The organism is Akkermansia sp. N21116 (genome assembly GCF_029854705.2).
Lineage (GTDB): Bacteria > Verrucomicrobiota > Verrucomicrobiia > Verrucomicrobiales > Akkermansiaceae > Akkermansia.
The window spans coordinates 1,274,482-1,291,928 of record NZ_CP139035.1 but is presented as its reverse complement, the minus strand read 5'-3'; the positions used below and the strand labels follow the sequence as shown (position 1 = coordinate 1,291,928).

At 53.8% G+C, this 17,447-nt stretch carries 15 protein-coding genes; all 15 read left to right on the top strand.

The genetic code is table 11. From position 1 onward, the window contains the following. The first annotated feature begins 52 nt into the window (after positions 1–52). The 15 genes from QET93_RS04895 (at position 53) to QET93_RS04825 (ending at position 17,437) form a co-directional block, all read left to right on the top strand. Positions 53–1,201, top strand: coding sequence for a glycosyltransferase (locus QET93_RS04895; protein ID WP_280132766.1), 1,149 nt, complete (start codon positions 53–55; stop codon positions 1,199–1,201). Continuing rightward, positions 1,194–1,745 carry a DapH/DapD/GlmU-related protein gene (locus tag QET93_RS13235; protein WP_345786061.1) on the top strand — a complete coding sequence of 184 codons (552 nt, stop codon included), beginning with the start codon at positions 1,194–1,196 and terminating at the stop codon, positions 1,743–1,745. The genes QET93_RS04895 and QET93_RS13235 overlap by 8 nt, the downstream gene beginning before the upstream one ends. 63 nt (positions 1,746–1,808) lie before the next feature. Continuing rightward, positions 1,809–2,714 (top strand): glycosyltransferase family 2 protein, encoded by a 906-nt coding sequence (locus tag QET93_RS04885; RefSeq protein ID WP_280132764.1) that lies wholly within the window; start codon positions 1,809–1,811, stop codon positions 2,712–2,714. A gap of 127 nt (positions 2,715–2,841) precedes the next feature. After that, positions 2,842–3,933, top strand: a complete 1,092-nt coding sequence (locus QET93_RS04880) for an adenylyltransferase/cytidyltransferase family protein (RefSeq protein ID WP_280132763.1) — start codon at positions 2,842–2,844, stop codon at positions 3,931–3,933. Positions 3,934–3,966: 33 nt separating this feature from the next. After that, the gene (locus QET93_RS04875; RefSeq protein ID WP_280132762.1) at positions 3,967–5,139 is read left to right on the top strand and encodes an aminoglycoside phosphotransferase family protein; all 1,173 of its coding nucleotides are present in this window, start codon (positions 3,967–3,969) and stop codon (positions 5,137–5,139) included. 40 nt (positions 5,140–5,179) lie between these two features. Beyond that, positions 5,180–6,127, top strand: coding sequence for a YdcF family protein (locus QET93_RS04870; protein WP_280132761.1), 948 nt, complete (start codon positions 5,180–5,182; stop codon positions 6,125–6,127). Positions 6,128–6,153: 26 nt separating this feature from the next. Beyond that, positions 6,154–7,047 carry a hypothetical protein gene (locus QET93_RS04865; RefSeq protein ID WP_280132760.1) on the top strand — a complete coding sequence of 298 codons (894 nt, stop codon included), beginning with the start codon at positions 6,154–6,156 and terminating at the stop codon, positions 7,045–7,047. 378 nt (positions 7,048–7,425) lie between these two features. Continuing rightward, positions 7,426–10,083 (top strand): DEAD/DEAH box helicase, encoded by a 2,658-nt coding sequence (locus QET93_RS04860; protein ID WP_280132759.1) that lies wholly within the window; start codon positions 7,426–7,428, stop codon positions 10,081–10,083. 60 nt (positions 10,084–10,143) lie between these two features. Then, positions 10,144–10,857, top strand: a complete 714-nt coding sequence (locus QET93_RS04855) for a thioredoxin family protein (RefSeq protein WP_280132758.1) — start codon at positions 10,144–10,146, stop codon at positions 10,855–10,857. A 135-nt stretch (positions 10,858–10,992) separates the two neighbouring features. Continuing rightward, positions 10,993–11,631, top strand: coding sequence for a C4-type zinc ribbon domain-containing protein (locus QET93_RS04850; RefSeq protein WP_322190126.1), 639 nt, complete (start codon positions 10,993–10,995; stop codon positions 11,629–11,631). A 143-nt stretch (positions 11,632–11,774) separates the two neighbouring features. Beyond that, a complete protein-coding gene (lpxK, locus tag QET93_RS04845; RefSeq protein ID WP_280132756.1) occupies positions 11,775–12,968 on the top strand; it encodes a tetraacyldisaccharide 4'-kinase in 1,194 nt (397 codons plus the stop codon). Positions 12,969–13,175: 207 nt separating this feature from the next. Beyond that, entirely contained in the window at positions 13,176–13,925 is a 750-nt protein-coding gene (gene gpmA / locus QET93_RS04840; RefSeq protein ID WP_322190125.1) for a 2,3-diphosphoglycerate-dependent phosphoglycerate mutase, read from the top strand. Positions 13,926–13,946: 21 nt separating this feature from the next. Then, the gene (locus QET93_RS04835; protein WP_280132755.1) at positions 13,947–14,957 is read left to right on the top strand and encodes a 2-hydroxyacid dehydrogenase; all 1,011 of its coding nucleotides are present in this window, start codon (positions 13,947–13,949) and stop codon (positions 14,955–14,957) included. A gap of 164 nt (positions 14,958–15,121) precedes the next feature. After that, on the top strand, positions 15,122–16,561 hold the full coding sequence (locus tag QET93_RS04830; RefSeq protein WP_280132754.1) for a carbon starvation protein A: 1,440 nt from the start codon (positions 15,122–15,124) through the stop codon (positions 16,559–16,561). A 159-nt stretch (positions 16,562–16,720) separates the two neighbouring features. Beyond that, positions 16,721–17,437, top strand: a complete 717-nt coding sequence (locus tag QET93_RS04825) for a succinate dehydrogenase cytochrome b subunit (RefSeq protein WP_280127109.1) — start codon at positions 16,721–16,723, stop codon at positions 17,435–17,437. Positions 17,438–17,447 lie beyond the last annotated feature (10 nt).

Genomic DNA, 17,447 nt, shown 5'->3' with positions numbered 1-17,447 from the left:
TTTATCGTTGTTTCGACAAAGAGGAAGAAGAGATAAAAAACGCATTGGAACGATGAAGATCCTTCAAACAATCGCCGGTTTCGATTCATATAGCGGTGGTACCTCGACCTGTACTTACGATTTGCTTTCGGCAATGCACCAGATAGGATGCAATGTGGACTTGATGTCTGTTCAGTCCGATAACTTGATGGGGCATGGTGAGGATTGGATTAAAGTATTGCCCAATGATGCGATAACTCCATACGGATATTCAAAGGGTATTGCCCAGTACCTCCAGAACCATGAGTATGACCTTTACCACACCAACGGGCTGTGGATGTATTGCAACCATATGACCTGCTCGGTGGCAAGACGTAAGCATAAGCCTTACATCATCACGCCGCATGGAATGCTTTATCCTGCCGCACTGAAACGCTCCTACTGGAAGAAGTGGCCTCTGATTCAGCTTTGTTTTCGCAAAGACATCAATCGTGCCGATTGCCTTCATGTGACTTGCAAGGCTGAAATGGAGCATGTGCGCCAATTTGGATACCGTGGCGCTATAGCAGTTATCCCCAACCCGGCCAGCCGGCCTGGTTATTTAAAAGAAATTGCAGTTGCAAAATCGTCCTTTATGGGATGTAGTCGTTTGAGGAAGTTCGGCTTCCTCGGGCGACTACATCCCATAAAGAAGATTGAAAATCTTCTTTATGGGCTAGTGGAGCTTCCTCATCCGCAGGAGTGCGAATTGGTGATCATGGGCAAGGGGGATGATGAGTACGAACAGTTTCTGCGTAGCGAAACAAAACGACTTGGATTGGAAAATCGTGTTCAATTTTGCGGTTTTGTCAACGGCAGGGACAAGTATGAGCAATTGGCGCAGTTGTCCTGCCTTTTCGTACCGAGCGACTTCGAGAACTTCGGCATGATTGTGACCGAGGCACTGTCGGTGGGAACTCCTGTGATGGCGAGTCTCGGTACTCCATGGGAAGAACTCAACACGGAGAAATGCGGCTGGTGGCTCGACCGCACTCCGGAAAACATCTCCCAGGTCATGCAACAGGTGCTCAAGATGCCTGTCCCGGAACTGCTTTCCATGGGTGAAAGGGGACAGCAGCTTGTACAGGAAAAATACACGGCTCCTGTAGTGGCGCGGCAGATGAGTAAACTGTATGGCTGGCTGTCAGGTGGATCTTCTAAACCCGATTTCGTTTATGAATAAAGTCGATTTGTCGAAATACCACAATAATCTGAGTCGTAAGCACCAGATAATTAGAATGCTTTGGGGCATAGTGTGGACATTGTGCGCACGGTGGTTGCCTCGCTCGGTTGGAAGTGGGTGGAAACGTTTTCTACTCCGCTTGTTTGGCGCTAAGATTCATTCTACTGCCGTGGTTTATTCCTCGGCAAAGATATATTATCCCGCCAATTTGGAGATGGAGGAGTATAGCTGTCTGGCTTCGGATGTGGACTGTTACAATGTGGCTCCGATACGAATCGAAGCGAACACGACTGTATCGCAAGGAGCTTACCTGTGTACGGCGAGCCACGACATTACCGACCCACTGAATCCGCTGATTACCGCTCCTATCGTGATAGAAGACCAGGCGTGGATCGGTGCAAGAGCCTTTGTCGGCATGGGCGTGACCATAGGGCAAGGGGCAGTTGTAGGCGCTACGGCTTCGGTATACAAGGATGTAGACCCTTGGTCTGTCGTAGGCGGCAATCCGGCCTGGTTGATCAAGAAACGAATTATTAAGGCATAAATAAATTCACGATATTATAAACGCCGCGTTTCACATTTTGCGGCATAACTCATTGCAAACCTTATGTTAGATTTATCAATCATCATCCTCACATACAACGAAGAAATACACATCCGCCGTTGTTTGGAAAATATTCTTCCTCTTGCCACAGATATTTTTATTATCGATAGCTTTTCAACAGATAAGACGATTAATATAGCATCGGAATACAGAAACGTACACATCCTGCAAAACAAGTGGGAAAACAATCATGCCAAACAATTCAACTGGGGGTTACAGAATGCACCCATTCGTACCAAATGGGTACTCCGCCTGGATGCGGACGAATACTTGATGCCTGAATTGATAGAAGAACTGCAAAGCAAACTTCCCGAATTGCCGGAAGAGGTAACAGGCGTCATTTTCAACCGTCGTCACATCTTTATGGACAAATGGATGAGACGTGGCATCTATCCAGTGAAACTGTTGCGCCTATTCCGCAACGGCAAGGGGATGTGCGAACAACGTCTGATGGATGAACACATACAGCTCCAGGAAGGACACGCGATAGAATTTCATCACGATTTCTGCGACCATAACCTGAATGATCTTACATGGTTCTGCCACAAGCATGTGAACTATGCCATACGAGAGGCAGTGGATTTATTGGATATCGAATTGGACTTGACCGGAGCAGCTGAAACGGATGGGAACAAGAACATAAGCCGACAGGCTCAGGTCAAGCGGATGAAAAAACATAAATATGCCAGACAGCCGCTATTCTGGCGATCATTTGCATATTTCTGCTACCGTTACTTCTTGCGGTTCGGTTTTACCGAAGGAAAAGAAGGTTTCCTATGGCATTTCCTTCAAGGCTGGTGGTACCGTACGCTTGTGGATGCAAAAGTGTATGAAATCAAGAAAGCCTGCGGGAATGACAAACAAAAAATAATCCATCATCTTCATGAAAAATATAACATAATAATATAGTTATATTCAATAATTGCTTATTATTACATGCACGATAATCTGTAATTTTCATGAAGAAAAAAGCGCAGCAACCCCGTTATTTCATTTTAAGAAAATCACTGAAATATATCAATCCATCTTTAATGTAATGAAAAAAATCTTTGTCTCAGGATGTTACGATATTCTCCACGCAGGGCATATTCAATTTTTTGAAGAGGTCAGGGCATTGGGGGACTATCTGATTGTGTCGTTTGCCTCGGAGAAAGTGCTTTGGCACCATAAGCGTCGCAAACCTTCGATTCCTGATGAGCATAAGAAAGTTCTTTTGGAGAGTCTGCGCATGGTCGACCAAGTGCTCATTGGAACAGGATTGAAGAAAGGGCTTGATTTCGAAGAGGAATTTCTGCGTGAAAAGCCGGATCTTCTGGTTGTGACGGAGGATGATTTGTACGGTGATATCAAGCGAGAATTGTGCGCCCGTGTTGGAGCACAGTACATGGTGTTGCCGAAGACTCCGCCAAAGTTTGAGCCGGTTTCGACAACGATGCTGGTCAATCGCATCAAGGCACCGAACGTCGTGCCGCTACGCGTCGATTTCGCGGGAGGCTGGCTGGATGTGCCCCGACACGCTCGCGAGGGTGCCTATATCGTGAATTGCGCAATTACTCCTTTTGTATCGTTAGCGGATTGGCCGTATGAGCTGCGTTCCGGTCTGGGAGGAAGCGGTGCCTGGGCGATGCTGCAGGGAAGAGATTCCGTGCAATCGGAACTGGACCTAGGCGTAGGCTGGCAGGATCCGGCTGTCATTTCCGAAACCGGGCTTTGCGTTTGGCGTTCCGGGCCTGCTCCTGTCCTGGATCTGAAGAGTACGGGAGATTTCCTTCAAGGAAAATTAGCCATTTATTATACGGGTTCCAGCCACGATACTCCCTCCATGGCCGATTCACAGCGCGATTATAACCGAATCGCCCAATCGTCTTTCATCGCACGAGCCGGAGTCATGGAACGCAGCATTGACGAACTGGCTGCCGGAGTCGCTCTTTATCATAGCGTCCAATTATCGGAGGGAATGAAGGAACTCCCGGGAATTTCCGGATCCATTGCACAAAAATATCTTGGCGGAGGTTTCGGAGGATATGCGCTTTATATCTTCAAAACAAATGAAGAGCGCGACGCAGCCGTCCGGCTTTGTTCTTCGCGCATGAAGGCGGTGGAACCTTATTGCCGCAAATTGTTTTGATTTTCGCTTTATTTTGTTAATAATTGATTCCAGATGCCCCTTTCTTCCGTTTTCCATACCGCGTCTTTGCGAGACCAGATTGCAGCCCTGGGCGATGAATTCGCCATCGAGGGGAATTTCCTGCGCCACGATGTAATCAACAGTGGACACATCAATATGACCTTCAGGGCGGAATACGCCTCCCACAACGGCAAGGTGAGCCGGTATATTTTCCAGAGGATCAATGATGCGGTGTTTACGCGGCCGCGCGATGTGATGCACAATGTGGAGAAGGTGACGCGGCATATCCTCTGGAAGATGAGGAGGGTGATCCGCCCCCATGAATTCCAGACGCTGAATCTGTATGCGGCCCGCGGCGGAAGAAATTACCTGGAGCTTCCCGGCGCCGGATACTGGCGGTGTTACAATTGCATTGAGCATACGCACACGTATGATGTCGCGGAAACACCGCAGCAAGCTTATGAAGCGGCCCAGGCTTTCGGAGCCTTCCAGGAACTGCTCTGCGACATGAATCCGGCGGACATCCACGAGACGATTCCGTACTTCCACCACACACGACGGCGTTTCGACCGGCTGATGGAGGTGGCGCGCCAAAATCCCAAAGGCCGTCTGGAATCCTGCACCCGCGAATTGGAATTTGTCCGGGCTCACGAATCCTGCGTGGACGTCATCCTCGATCTCCTCGCCCAGGGTGAAATTCCGACGCGAATCGTCCATAACGATACGAAGATCAATAATGTGATGCTGGACGAGGATACGGATCTGGCCGTCTGCGTGATCGACCTCGACACGGTGATGCCGGGAAGCGCGCTTTACGACTTCGGCGACATGGTGCGCACGATGACCTCCCCGGCTGCCGAAGATGAAGAAGATTTGTCGAAAACCTTCCTGCGCATGCCGATGTTTGAAGCGGTGACCCGCGGCTACCTCCGCTCCGCCCGCGGATTCATCACGCCGAAGGAGGCGGATCTGCTGGCGTTTTCCGGTCTGTTGATCACGCTGGAAACGGGCATCCGCTTCCTGACGGATTACCTCGAAGGGGACGTTTATTTCAAGACGGAACGCGAAGGGCACAATCTCGCCCGCGCCAGGACCCAGCTGAAGCTGGTGGCCAACATGGATGCCCGCATGGAGGAAATGCAGGCCTGCGTCCGCCAAATCATGCACGAACACGAACAGGAATGCCCCGAGGGCTACGAAGCTTAGTCCGGGCTCTCCCCTAAAGAGCCGGACAAGAAGTGACGATATGTTTTTCGAGCTTTCCAAACTCCTGAATTTCTTTCTGGCCCCCACGACGTGGATGTTCCTCCTGCTGGCAGCTTTCGCGGTACTCAGGAACCGGAAGGAAAGCAAGGTGCGGAGGCGATGGAGCCGGGTTTGCCTGTATGGCAGCCTGTTCGTGTTTCTCGTGTTCACGGACCGTCCTTTGTTCGATTACGTCAAGGCGCGCGAGACGGCAGTCTGGGCCCACCCGCGCGAGATGGAGGGAAAACACTACAAGGCTGCCCTCGTCATGGGCGGCTTCAGCATGGTGAACCCGGATACCGGGGCAGTCCTCTACCCGAATTCATGTGCGGACCGACTTTGGGGAGCCGTCCGGCTGTATCACATGGGCAAGGTGGAAAAAATCCTGATTTCCGGCGACAGCATCACGTCCGAGGACGAAGGGCACATCAAGGAGGAGTTGTTCCTGAAGTACATGGAAGAAGCAGGAGTTCCCCGCGATGTCTTTTTGCTGGAACCGCAAGCGCTCAATACACGCGAAAATGCCGTTTATTCCATCGCGATGCTGAAGCCCCTGGGCATCGGCGACCGCGATTGTCTGCTCATCACATCCGCCTCGCACATGAAACGGAGCCTGGGATGCTTTGCCGCCGAAGGATGGCATCCCGACTGGTATACCGTCGGTATTACACCCTTCCCGAATCAGCTCAACCACCGCTCGTTCTATCCCTCCTGGGAAATCGCTTTCAAGTGGCAGGAGCTTCTGAATGAATGGATAGGCAATGCCGTATACAGCCTGCTCGGATACCGGGCCCGGGGAACATCCCCACAAAACGAAGGGCTCCGGCAACTTCCTCCTGTCCAAGAGAAACCTCCCTCGATTCAGGAAAATGTTTCTCCCATGCTTCCGGAGCGTACGGTTTCCAAGGAAAAATGCGGCGGATGCACTAGATTTTTCTGTATTTCCTAAAAAAAGCAAGTATTAGTGGAACTATTATGAAGCGATCTGCATTGACTTCCTTGGCGGCCGCTCTTGCGGTCATGGGTTCCATCGCATCCGCCGATGTCGTGGTACCGGCTTATTGCACGGCGAAGCCCGGAGCTTTCAAGGCCACGGTTTCCGCCGGATACGAGGCGAAGTATATCAGCCGCGGGCTGGTTCTCGCCGATTCCAGCACGGATAACGTGATTCCGATCGAAATAACCGGCCAGTACAACCTGCAGGACAACTTCGCCATCGTGGGCGGACTCCGCTATGACTGGATGACGGCCAATAGTTTTGAACATCATCGTGACAGTAGCACCCTGTGCGATGAAGGCACGTTCCTCCTCGGGCTCCGCAAAGGCTGGAACCCCGCTCTGACGACGACGCTCGGTTACCAATTCGTTCACGGCGGCCTTCCCGGTGCGCTGAATACCCACAGGAAAGGGAAGCGCAATTCGGTGATTTTCGACAGCAATCAACCGGAAGAACACTCGCTGGTATTCGATGTCCATTATGATTTCGGGCAATTCGGCAACAAATCCCTCAAGGGACTTTTCGCCGATGCCCGGTTGCAGTACACGGCCCAATGGATGTCCGGGTGGTGGTATGAAGCCGCCCTCGGCTACAAATTCGACCTCTGCCCGCATGCCGCAGCCGTCGTTTCCGCCAAGTGGACCGCCTCGTCCGGCTATTTCGACAGCACGTCTCCGAATTCCAATGGAACCCAGGGGTTCAGCCTGAATCTGGATCTTCCCTGCAAGGTGTCCCAGCATGTCACGATAACGCCGTTCGTCAGCACGATCTGGGCCGGCAACGGAGCAATCGCCGCCGGCAAGCGCGCTGAAGAAACGGTTTACCGCAATTTCACGGTCAACCTGGGCGTCAGCGCTTCCTACACATTCTAAACCGGGGTATTTCACAATTACGGGCAAGACGGATCATCCTACTGCTCCGACCACCCCTTGACCGGGGGAGGATTTCCTCACACAGCTTGAAGAACAGGCGTACCGATGAGGGAGTCCTCCCCCGCTTGCTTGTCCCTCCGCACCCTCATCCAGACAGGGAGAGTTTGACTCGGTCTGCACATTTGTTTCCTATCCATCCCTCTTTTTCTCCCCGGAATTTTTTCCGGCCGGCATGCGGGAAAAATCCTTGTCCCTGCGTCCGCCTCAGGCAAACTGCGATGAGTGCCGCACCAAGTTCCATCCTCCGATCCTTCGCCTGATCCGGTTTTTCCAGCCAGTCGACCCCGACCGGATGGCGCCGCTGCGCACAATACGGAGATGATGGAGCATACGGACGACTTCACCATCACGCCCACCGGGAACATCGTCTACAGGACCCAACCTTTTGCCGGAGCATTCGCCCACGGCACAGGTTCCGGTCTGCTCGCCGTCGGCACCAGCGCCTGGCCTCCGGAGGCCGGAAAGGCCGCCTTCTTCCTGCGCACCATGGTACGGGATGCCCTGACGCGCCTGGCTCACGCCCTGGCGGAGAACCCCGACGATGATCCCGCCGCCCTGCAAGCCCTCGTTCCTCCATCCCCGCAAGCCGTCCGCATTCTGGACTCCTTCCCCGCCGTACCCGGCAGCGAATACCTCACCGTAGCCATCCTCCAAAGCTGGCACCGGGAACTGGCCGCCCACATCTCCTCCGCCACCGGCATGCGCCATTCCGGCCTCGGAGACTGGCTGCAAGGGTTGGGAGAGCCCTGGAACCGCATTGGCAAAGTATTCTTCCATCTGGCGGAAAACCGGGACGATGCCGAACATCCCTTCGCCTTCATGGCCACCTTCGCCCACAAGGCTTCCTCCGGAGGAGCCATCAGCCACCTCCCGCTGGCCTCAGCCCTCACCTTGTATGCCGAAGACCACCGCGCCATGCTGGCCCTGCTCCAGCCCCTCCGCAAAGCGGCAGAGACCAGTCCTCTCATCCGGCAGCTCCTCGAATCCCGGGAAATCTACTCCCCCATGGCCTGGACGCCTGCCCGCACCTATGCCTTTCTCCAGGACACCGCTTCCATGGAGAATGCCGGCATCATCGTCCGCATCGTCAACCTATGGAAAAAAGCCCCTCCTCGCCTGCAAATCGCCGTTACGGCCGACACCGCCGGCAGTGAAGAAGAATCCCCCGTCCGCACCTTCTCCGTCCATTCCCTTCTCCGTTTCTCCGTAGCCGCCACGCTGGGTGGCCGCGCCATCTCCAAGGAAGAACTTGAAGAACTCCTCGCTCAGGGCGAAGGCCTCGTCCGTTTCCATGGAGAATGGGTTGCCGCCGACCCCGAAAAAATCCGTCTCCTGCTCGACCGATGGAGCCAGGCCACCCGTCTCATGAACAACCTCGGCATCCCCCTCATCCGGGGACTCCGCCTGCTCATCAACGGCCCCAACGACACCCTCCCCCCTCTTCCCCCACCCGACGACGACTGTGCCTTGCAACCCGGCCACGGGCTCCGGGAGGCCCTTCGCGCCCTCACGTCCCCGGTCTCCGGCCAGAATGACGACTGCGACGATATTCCCGGCTATCTGGAAGCTATCCTGCGCCCCTACCAGCGAGAAGGAGTCCGCTTCCTGCGCCAAACCACCTCACGAGGGTTCGGCGCCTGTCTTGCCGACGACATGGGCCTCGGAAAAACCCTCCAAGCCATCGCATGGCTTCTTCACATCGTCCATGAGAACACATCCGGCATCCCGCCACTGATCATCGCTCCGGCATCCCTCCTCGGAAACTGGCAGGACGAAATCTCCCGTTTTGCGCCCGGTATCCGTGCGACCCTCCTCCACCCCTCCTCCACATCCCTCCCGGAGCAAGCCCCGGCCAACCCTGCCCGTTTCTTCTCCGGTACCGATCTTGCCATTACCAGCTACGGCATGGCCACACGCACAGGATGGCTCCGCGATCTGGACTTCCCCGCCATCGTCCTTGATGAAGCCCAAGCCATCAAAAACGGCGACTCGCAACGTACCCGCGCCATCCGCGAACTCCACAGTCCCATGCGGGTCGCCCTCTCCGGCACACCCGTCGAAAACAACCTGGCGGAGCTCCACAGCCTCATGGAATTCCTCAACCCCGGCCTCCTCGGCGGCAGGAAACACTTCGACACCTTTACGCAACGCCTCAACGGCGATTATACTCCGCTCAAAAAGCTCGTCCGCCCTTTCATCCTCCGCCGCATGAAAACGGACAAAAACCTCGTTCCCGACCTCCCGGACAAAACAGAACTCAACGCCTACTGCACCCTCACCCCCCGCCAGGCCGCCCTCTACCATGCGGAAGTCCAGGCCCTCCATGCCGTCCTTGAGGAACCCGATCCCGCCCAGCGCCTTGCACTCATCCTTCCCTTCCTCTCCCGGTTCAAACAAATCTGCAACCATCCCGACCAATACCTCGGCACAGGAACATTCTCCGAAGAGGAATCCGGCAAATTCACACGCCTGCGCCAGCTAGCCGAACAAATTGCCACCCGGCAGGAAAAACTCATCCTCTTTACCCAGTTCCGCAGCATGATCGACCCGCTGCACGATTTTCTGTCCGGCATTTTCCATCGCGACGGTCTCCTGCTCCACGGCGGCACTCCCATCCCCGCCCGGCAGGGAATCGTCCGGCAATTCCAGCAAGACGCAGGCCCGCCCTTCCTCGTCCTCTCTCTTAAAGCCGCGGGCACCGGCCTCACCCTCACCCAGGCTTCCCACGTCATCCACTTTGACCGCTGGTGGAACCCCGCCGTCGAAAACCAGGCCACCGACCGAGCCTACCGCATCGGCCAGCATCGCAATGTCCTTGTCCACAAACTGATTTGCCGGGGTACCATCGAAGAACGCATCGACGACCTCCTGCGTGCCAAGCAAGGCATGGCAGACTCCCTCTTCGGCGAAGGACTTGAGAAACTCTTGATCCACATGAACGCCTCCGAAATAGAAAAACTCGTCACCGGACATTGAAATTCACTGACAAGAGCCACTTAATCCCTTATAAGTAAATTACGAACCCAGAGTGCCCTTATGAAAAAGATCTTTATCTCCGCCCTCGCCTGCCTCTTTGCCTTCCATGTCTCAGCCGAAGACCAAGGAAAAGACCAGACACCCGGTTTCAATCCCGTTCGCAACTGGACCAGCTCGGAAGATCCTTCCAAATCCTTCTCCGGAAAAGTCTCCCGCTATGACGGCAAAACAGCCACCATTACACCCAAAGGCAAAACCGCCATCGTCCTCCCCGTCGACAAATTGAGTGAAGAAGACCGTACATGGCTGGAAGAAAATGCCGACTTCATCGGCAAATTCCCCTCGGAAATCGCCAAACTTCAGGCGACCAACACAACACCTCTCGGCAAGGAACTCACTGCATCCACCCTCCTTCAGGGCAAAATCAAGCCAACCGCTCAATCCTTCATCATCCTCTTTTCTGCCAGCTGGTGTCCTCCCTGCCGGGCCGAAGCTCCTAAAGTCGTCCAGCTCTATAACGAAAAAATCGCCAAGGATCCCAAGGTGGAACTCATCCTGGCCAGTTGCGACAATGATGAAGAAGCCGCCAAGAAATGGAGCGGACAAGAAAACATGCCCTTCCCCATTATCGCGAAAAAAGACTGGAATAAAATCCCGGCTCTGCAGAAAATCTCTCCGCCTGCCATCCCCACCGGATTCCTTCTCGACCAGAATGGAGAAGTCGTCGAAAAAGGCCTTCCCATGAAAGTCTATGGGAAAACCGGGAAAAAATGACCCCTCACCGGCTTCGGGACAGCATTCTTCCTCCAGTCCGCCCATAAAAACTCAAGTCCCAACTCACACACCATGACACCTGATGAACTTCAAATCCTTCTCATTGTTCAGGAAAAGGATACCCAAATCACCCGTATGAAAAGGGAACTCATTTCCCTCCCGGAACAAAGAGAGTTGATCACCCACCGGCTGGAACAATTCAAACGCAAGGCCAAAGAAGCCAAGCAACTCGTCCTCGACACCGAACAGGCCATTCACGATACAGAACACGAAATCGAGACCAAGCGCCAACTCATCGGCAAGATGAAAATCCAGCAGGGCGAAACCCGGAAAAACGACGAATACCAACGTTTCAACACCGAAATTGCCAAAGCGGAATCCATCATCGATACACTGGAAACCCGTGCTCTCGAATTAATGGACTCCCTCGAAAACGCCAGGCAAAAAGCCACCCAGACCATCGCCCGCTACAAAGAAGTCCGCACCAGCGTCGAAGAAGAGCTCGCCCGTCTCGAACGCACCGCAGAGAAAACCCAGACCGCCCTTCAGGAACTCATTGACGAACGCAACAAAATCGCCTCCTCCATCAATCCCGACATCGTCTCAACCTACGAACGCATGAGTTTAAGCAAAGGCCTGCCCGTCATCGTCTCCATGGATGACCGGGGACGTTGCAGCGGATGCCACATGGAACTCACCCGGGGCACCCATCTCAAAGTCCAGTCCGGCAAAGAAGTCGCCCACTGCGAAAACTGCGGACGCATCCTTTACTGATTCCATCCTCCCCAAAAACCACCTTCTGCCAGCTCCCCCCCCGGAAGGAGGAGGTACCAGTTGTACCTCAGCTTGCAAAACAAGCTCTATCATGGTAGTATGTCCCTTAACGGACATCGCCCGCCAACGTAACGCCAACGACCATGCAAACTCGCTCGGAAGAATTCGAACAATGGGGAACCGAAGTCATTTTCGGCCGGGCAAAAGGCTTCCGTGCAGGGGCTATGAGGGTCATTCTCCGCATCGCCTCCTGGGTATTTCACACGGTCATTATTTTGCGATTGAAACTCTTTGCTTCACGCATCGTCAAACAAAGCATACTCGGCACACTTGTCATCAGCGTCGGCAATATCACCGTAGGAGGAACCGGCAAAACTCCCGTCGTCGAATTACTCGCCCGTACCCTGCGTGACCGTGGCCGACGCATTGCCATCCTCACCCGAGGCTATAAAAGCGCCGACCTCACCGAAAAGCAAAAATGGCTCGACGAACAAGGAAAGCAAGTCGAAAACATCCCCAAAATCTGCAGCGACGGCACAACGCGCTACCTCTCCCCTCTCTACTCCGGGGACGAACCCTTTATGCTCGCCAAAAACCTGGACGACGTTGCTGTCCTCGTCGACCGCAACCGCGTCAAATCCGGCCTGTTCGCCATCGAACATCTTGGCTGCGACACCCTCATTCTCGACGACGGTATGCAGTATCTGAATCTCGGTCACGAGATCGATATCGTCCTTGTCGACTGCGGAGCACCGTTCGGCACCGGAGCCATGCTGCCACGAGGAACCATGAGGGAACCCAAAAGCAGTTTGAAACGCGCCGACTATATCATCCTTACCAAAAGCAACGGCAAACCCCAGGATGACCTCGTCCGTGAAATCCGGAAATACAACAAGGACGCCGACATCATCATCAGTAACCACGCCCCCAAATACATCGAAAACGTCTTCACCGGAGAACGCCTCCCCCTCTCTGCCCTCCACGACACATGGGTTGCCTGTTTCAGCGGTATCGCTCGTCCGGAAAGCTTCGAAAGTTTAATTCATGCCTTGGGCGCCAAAGTAGAATTCACGCAACAATTCCCCGACCATCACTGGTTCGACCAGGATGATCTGGATAAATTCTACGAACGTTGCGCCGATCGCGACATGCAGATGATCATCACTACGGAAAAAGACGCCGTCCGCCTGAAGAAGCCCGATACCCCTCTGGACGTTCCCATCTTCTTCCTCCGCATTGAAGTAGATATCCTCGAAGGTAAAGAAGCCTGGGATCAACTTATTGACCGTATTTGTGCCCTCTCCGGTCCTCAACCCATGCACGAATGGGATATCTAGAGCCCATCTCCCTGCTCCGGCAACTGCACGGAATCCATTAAAACGCCTTCCGTCAATCAATCGGACCAGATACTCAAGCATTTCACTTGAGGCTTTTCCCGATTTGTATTGATGAATCCGGCACAGTTCGCTTTTTCGCCTCTGTGATACCCTTTTACTTGAACGATTTTCTCCTAAAAGAGCTCTTACTTAAAAAGCTATATTGTCATGAAAAAAGTCGTTTTGCTGCGCCACGGAGAAAGCGTATGGAACCGGGAAAACCGTTTTACGGGGTGGACGGATGTCGATCTCACGGAAAAGGGAGTCCGGGAAGCCTTGAGAGCGGGGGAACTCCTGAAGAAAAAGGGGTTCCTGTTCGGCAAAGCTTTCACCTCTTATTTGAAGAGAGCCGTCAAAACCCTTAACGGCGTATTGGACAAACTCGACCAGGACTGGATACCCGTCGAAAAAGACTGGCGCCTCAACGAAAAACACTACGGATCCCTCCAGGGACTCAACAAAAGCGAAACCGCACAACAGTACGGAGACGAACAAGTCCTCATCTGGCGCCGAAGTTACGACATCGCCCCCCCGGCTCTGACAGAGGCCGATCCTCGCCATCCGATGCATGACATCCGCTATAGCGGAGTAGCGCCGATGCAACTCCCCGCCACGGAATCCCTAAAAGATACCATTGCCCGCATTCTTCCCTATTGGAGCGAGACCATTCTCCCCTCGCTGAAAAATCACAATCAAATCCTCGTCGTCGCCCACGGCAACAGTCTCCGGGGCATCATCAAACACCTGAAACACATCTCCGATGAGGAAATCGTCCATCTCAACCTCCCCACAGGGATCCCCTATGTCTTCGAATTCGACTATAATCTGAACCCGGTCAACGATTACTTCCTGGGAGACCCGGAAGAAATCCGCCAACTCATGGAAGCCGTCGCCAATCAGGCCAAACAACGTACCTGAGCCCCCCCTGCCGCACGCACCATGAATCCGGTCAAAACAGCTTTCTTCAGCGTCAAGCCTTACGATATACGGTTTTTCGATATATCCAACAAACAGTTCGGCTTCGATCTCCGTTATTTCAAAGGAACTTTGAACATGAACACCATTGCCCTGACCCAGGGCATGGATGCCGTCTGCATCTTTGTCAACGATATTGCCGATGCAGAAATCATCGCCGCCCTGCGAAACAACGGAGTCCGGTTGCTGGCCCTGCGTTGCGCCGGCTTCAATAACGTGGATCTCCACGCCGCCGCCGACAACGGATTACCCGTTGTGCGAGTACCTCAATATTCTCCTTATGCCGTTGCCGAACATGCCGTAGCGCTCATGTTATCCCTCAACCGCAAAATACATCGGGCCTATTGGCGGACTCGCGACGGAAACTTTTCGCTTCATGGCCTCATGGGGTTCGACATGAACGCTAAAACGGCAGGAATCATCGGTACCGGCAAGATCGCCCGCATCGTCATCCGTATCCTGAAAGGATTTGGCATGAACATCCTCGCCTACGACCCCTTTCCCGACGAATCCTACGCCCGGGCGGAAGGTTTCCGTTACACGAGCCTGGATGAATTATATGCCGGAGCAGACATCATCTCCCTGCACTGTCCGCTGACCGACCAGACACGTTACTTGATCGATAGCAGCGCCATTTCCAACATGAAAGACGGAGTGATGATCATCAATACCGGACGAGGAAAACTCATCCATACCGATATCTTGATCGACGGATTGAAATCCGGAAAAATCGGTTCTGCCGGTCTCGACGTCTACGAAGAAGAAGGAGACTATTTCTACGAAGACAAGTCCGATAAAATCATTGACGACGACACTCTTGCCCGCTTGCTTTCCTTCAACAATGTCATCGTAACCTCCCACCAGGGTTTCCTGACGCAGGAAGCCCTTCACAACATCGCCGACATTACTCTCCAGAATATCAGTGATTTTATTCAAGAAAAGCCTCTCGCCAACCTTGTCACATCCGGAACCTAGTCTTCCGACAGCCATTCCATAGTCCCCCATGGCGGGCCGGAATCAATGCCCGTTTTATTTCAGCATGTTAGGATAACATTGTCCGGACATTTTTGCTTGCAATGCGGAAATACGGCTACTAACCTGCCCCGGATTCTCCGGTTCCCAGCAACCCGGCTCACTCCATGCACATCAACGGCACCTTCTATTTTCTACTCTGCTTTGCTCTGCTCATCACCGGGTATTTCACATACGGAAAGTTGATGGAGCGGGTCTTCCGCCCCAGCGACAAAAGACTGACGCCTGCCGTGGCCTCACCCGACGGGGTCGACTTCATGGTGTTGCCCGCGTGGAAGATTTTCTTGATCCAGCTTCTGAACATTGCGGGGCTCGGCCCTGTGTACGGAGCCATCCTGGGCGCCCTGTACGGTCCTGTCGCCATGCTCTGGATCACCTTCGGCTGTATCCTGGGCGGAGCCGTCCACGACTATTTTTCCGGTATGATGTCCCTGCGGCACGGAGGCATGAGCCTTCCGGAACTGATCGGCAAGTACCTGGGCAACTCCTCCAGGCAAATCATCCGCTACCTCTGCATCATCCTCATCATCCTGGTCGGCGTCGTCTTTGCCACCGGCCCGGCCCAGCTCCTGTCCAACATGACCGGCATGAGCATGCCCGTATGGGCCGGACTTATCTTCTTTTACTACTTTGCCGCCACCATCCTGCCGATCGATGCCCTCATCGGGCGCATCTACCCGCTTTTCGCCATCTGCCTGATCCTGATGGCGGGATCCATGTTCGGAGCTCTTTTCTTCTGTGGCTCCGAGATCATTCCGGAGTGCACCATCTCCTTCGGAACGCACCCGGCCGGCCTTCCCGTCTGGCCCATGCTTTTCATCACCATTGCCTGTGGAGCCATCAGCGGATTCCACGCCACCCAGTCCCCGATGATGGCGCGCTGCATCAAATCGGAACGCCAGGGCCGTGCCGTTTTCTACGGCCCCATGATTACCGAAGGCATCATCGCCCTGATCTGGTGCGCCGTGGGGCTTACCTTCTACCAATCGCCAGAGGCCATGAATGAGGCGATCAAAGCGGGAAGTGCCAGCAAAGTCGTCTTTGATTCTTCCAATTCCATGCTCGGTCATACGGGCAGCATCCTCGCCATTCTAGGCGTCGTCGTCCTTCCCATAACCTCGGGCGACACAGCCCTGCGCAGCGCCCGGCTCATGATTGCGGATGCCCTGCATGTCTCCCAGAAGAGCATAGCTCCCCGCCTGACCATCGCCATCCCGCTGCTGGCCATCTGCCTCGTCATGACTCAGCTCAGTTTCGACACCATCTGGCGCTACTTCGGCTGGTTCAACCAATGTATTGCATGCTTCACCCTGTGGAGTATTGCCGTATTCCTCCGACGAAGCGGCAGAGTCCACTGGTACGCCACGGTTCCCGGAGTATTCCTGACGGCAGTCTGTATCACATATCTTCTGACGGATAAAATCTGCCTCGGTTTTCCGCACGGCATCTCCATGGTCATCGGCTGGTGCGTCTCCCTGGCACTCGTTCCCGTACTCATCAAGAGGGTCACCCCGCACCGCCGTTCTCATTTCCGCAGCCGTTTCTAAAGAGTTTTTCAGAAATTCACCGTACCAATTCGGTCATTTCGAGCAAATAATTTGGAATCATTTTTATCTAGAGCATAAAAGTTTCCTCCAGGCAACTCGGCGCTTGCCATGCGTCCTCCATGAGGGTATGTCCTTCGATACGCACTTGCTAAAGCGCCTATGAATGCACTAGTAAAGACAGCCTGCACATTTGTGACATCCTCTATCGGCCGCAAAATTATTGTGGCTTTGACGGGATTGTCGTTAGTACTATTCCTTGCCGGACACCTGGTCGGAAACTTATTAATCTACGGGGCACCAGACGCCATCAACATGTATGCCTATGGCTTGCACTCCATGCCGGAAGCGGCACTGTGGGGCATTCGTCTCGGACTGTTGGTAATCTTCCTGATCCACATCTGCCTGACACTCCAGTTGAAATTGGAAAACAGGGCGGCGCGCGGCAACGATCCCTACCAGTTCAAGAACACGATCGCGGCAACGATTTCCTCCCGCTACATGGTGTATACAGGTTTAACGATCCTCGTATTCGTCGTATACCACCTGTTGCAGTACACGGTGCGCGTCAATCTGAATCCCGCCGACTTCCAATATGTGTTCCAGACAGGTTCACTGGCAGGAACGGAAACCTGGGATGTCCATAAGATGATCGTGGAAGGCTTCAGCAACGTATGGATCTCCGGATTCTATATTCTGGCCGTCGTCATGCTCTTCTCCCACCTGCGCCACGGCGTGCAGTCCATCTTCCAGACACTGGGGCTGAACTCCAGAAAGATCCGTCCTTTCTACAACTTCATCGCCATCTGTTACGCATTCGTCATCTGCGCAGGGTTTGCCTCCATCCCGGTTGCCATCCTCCTCGGCCTTATCAAGTAATTTTCAACTC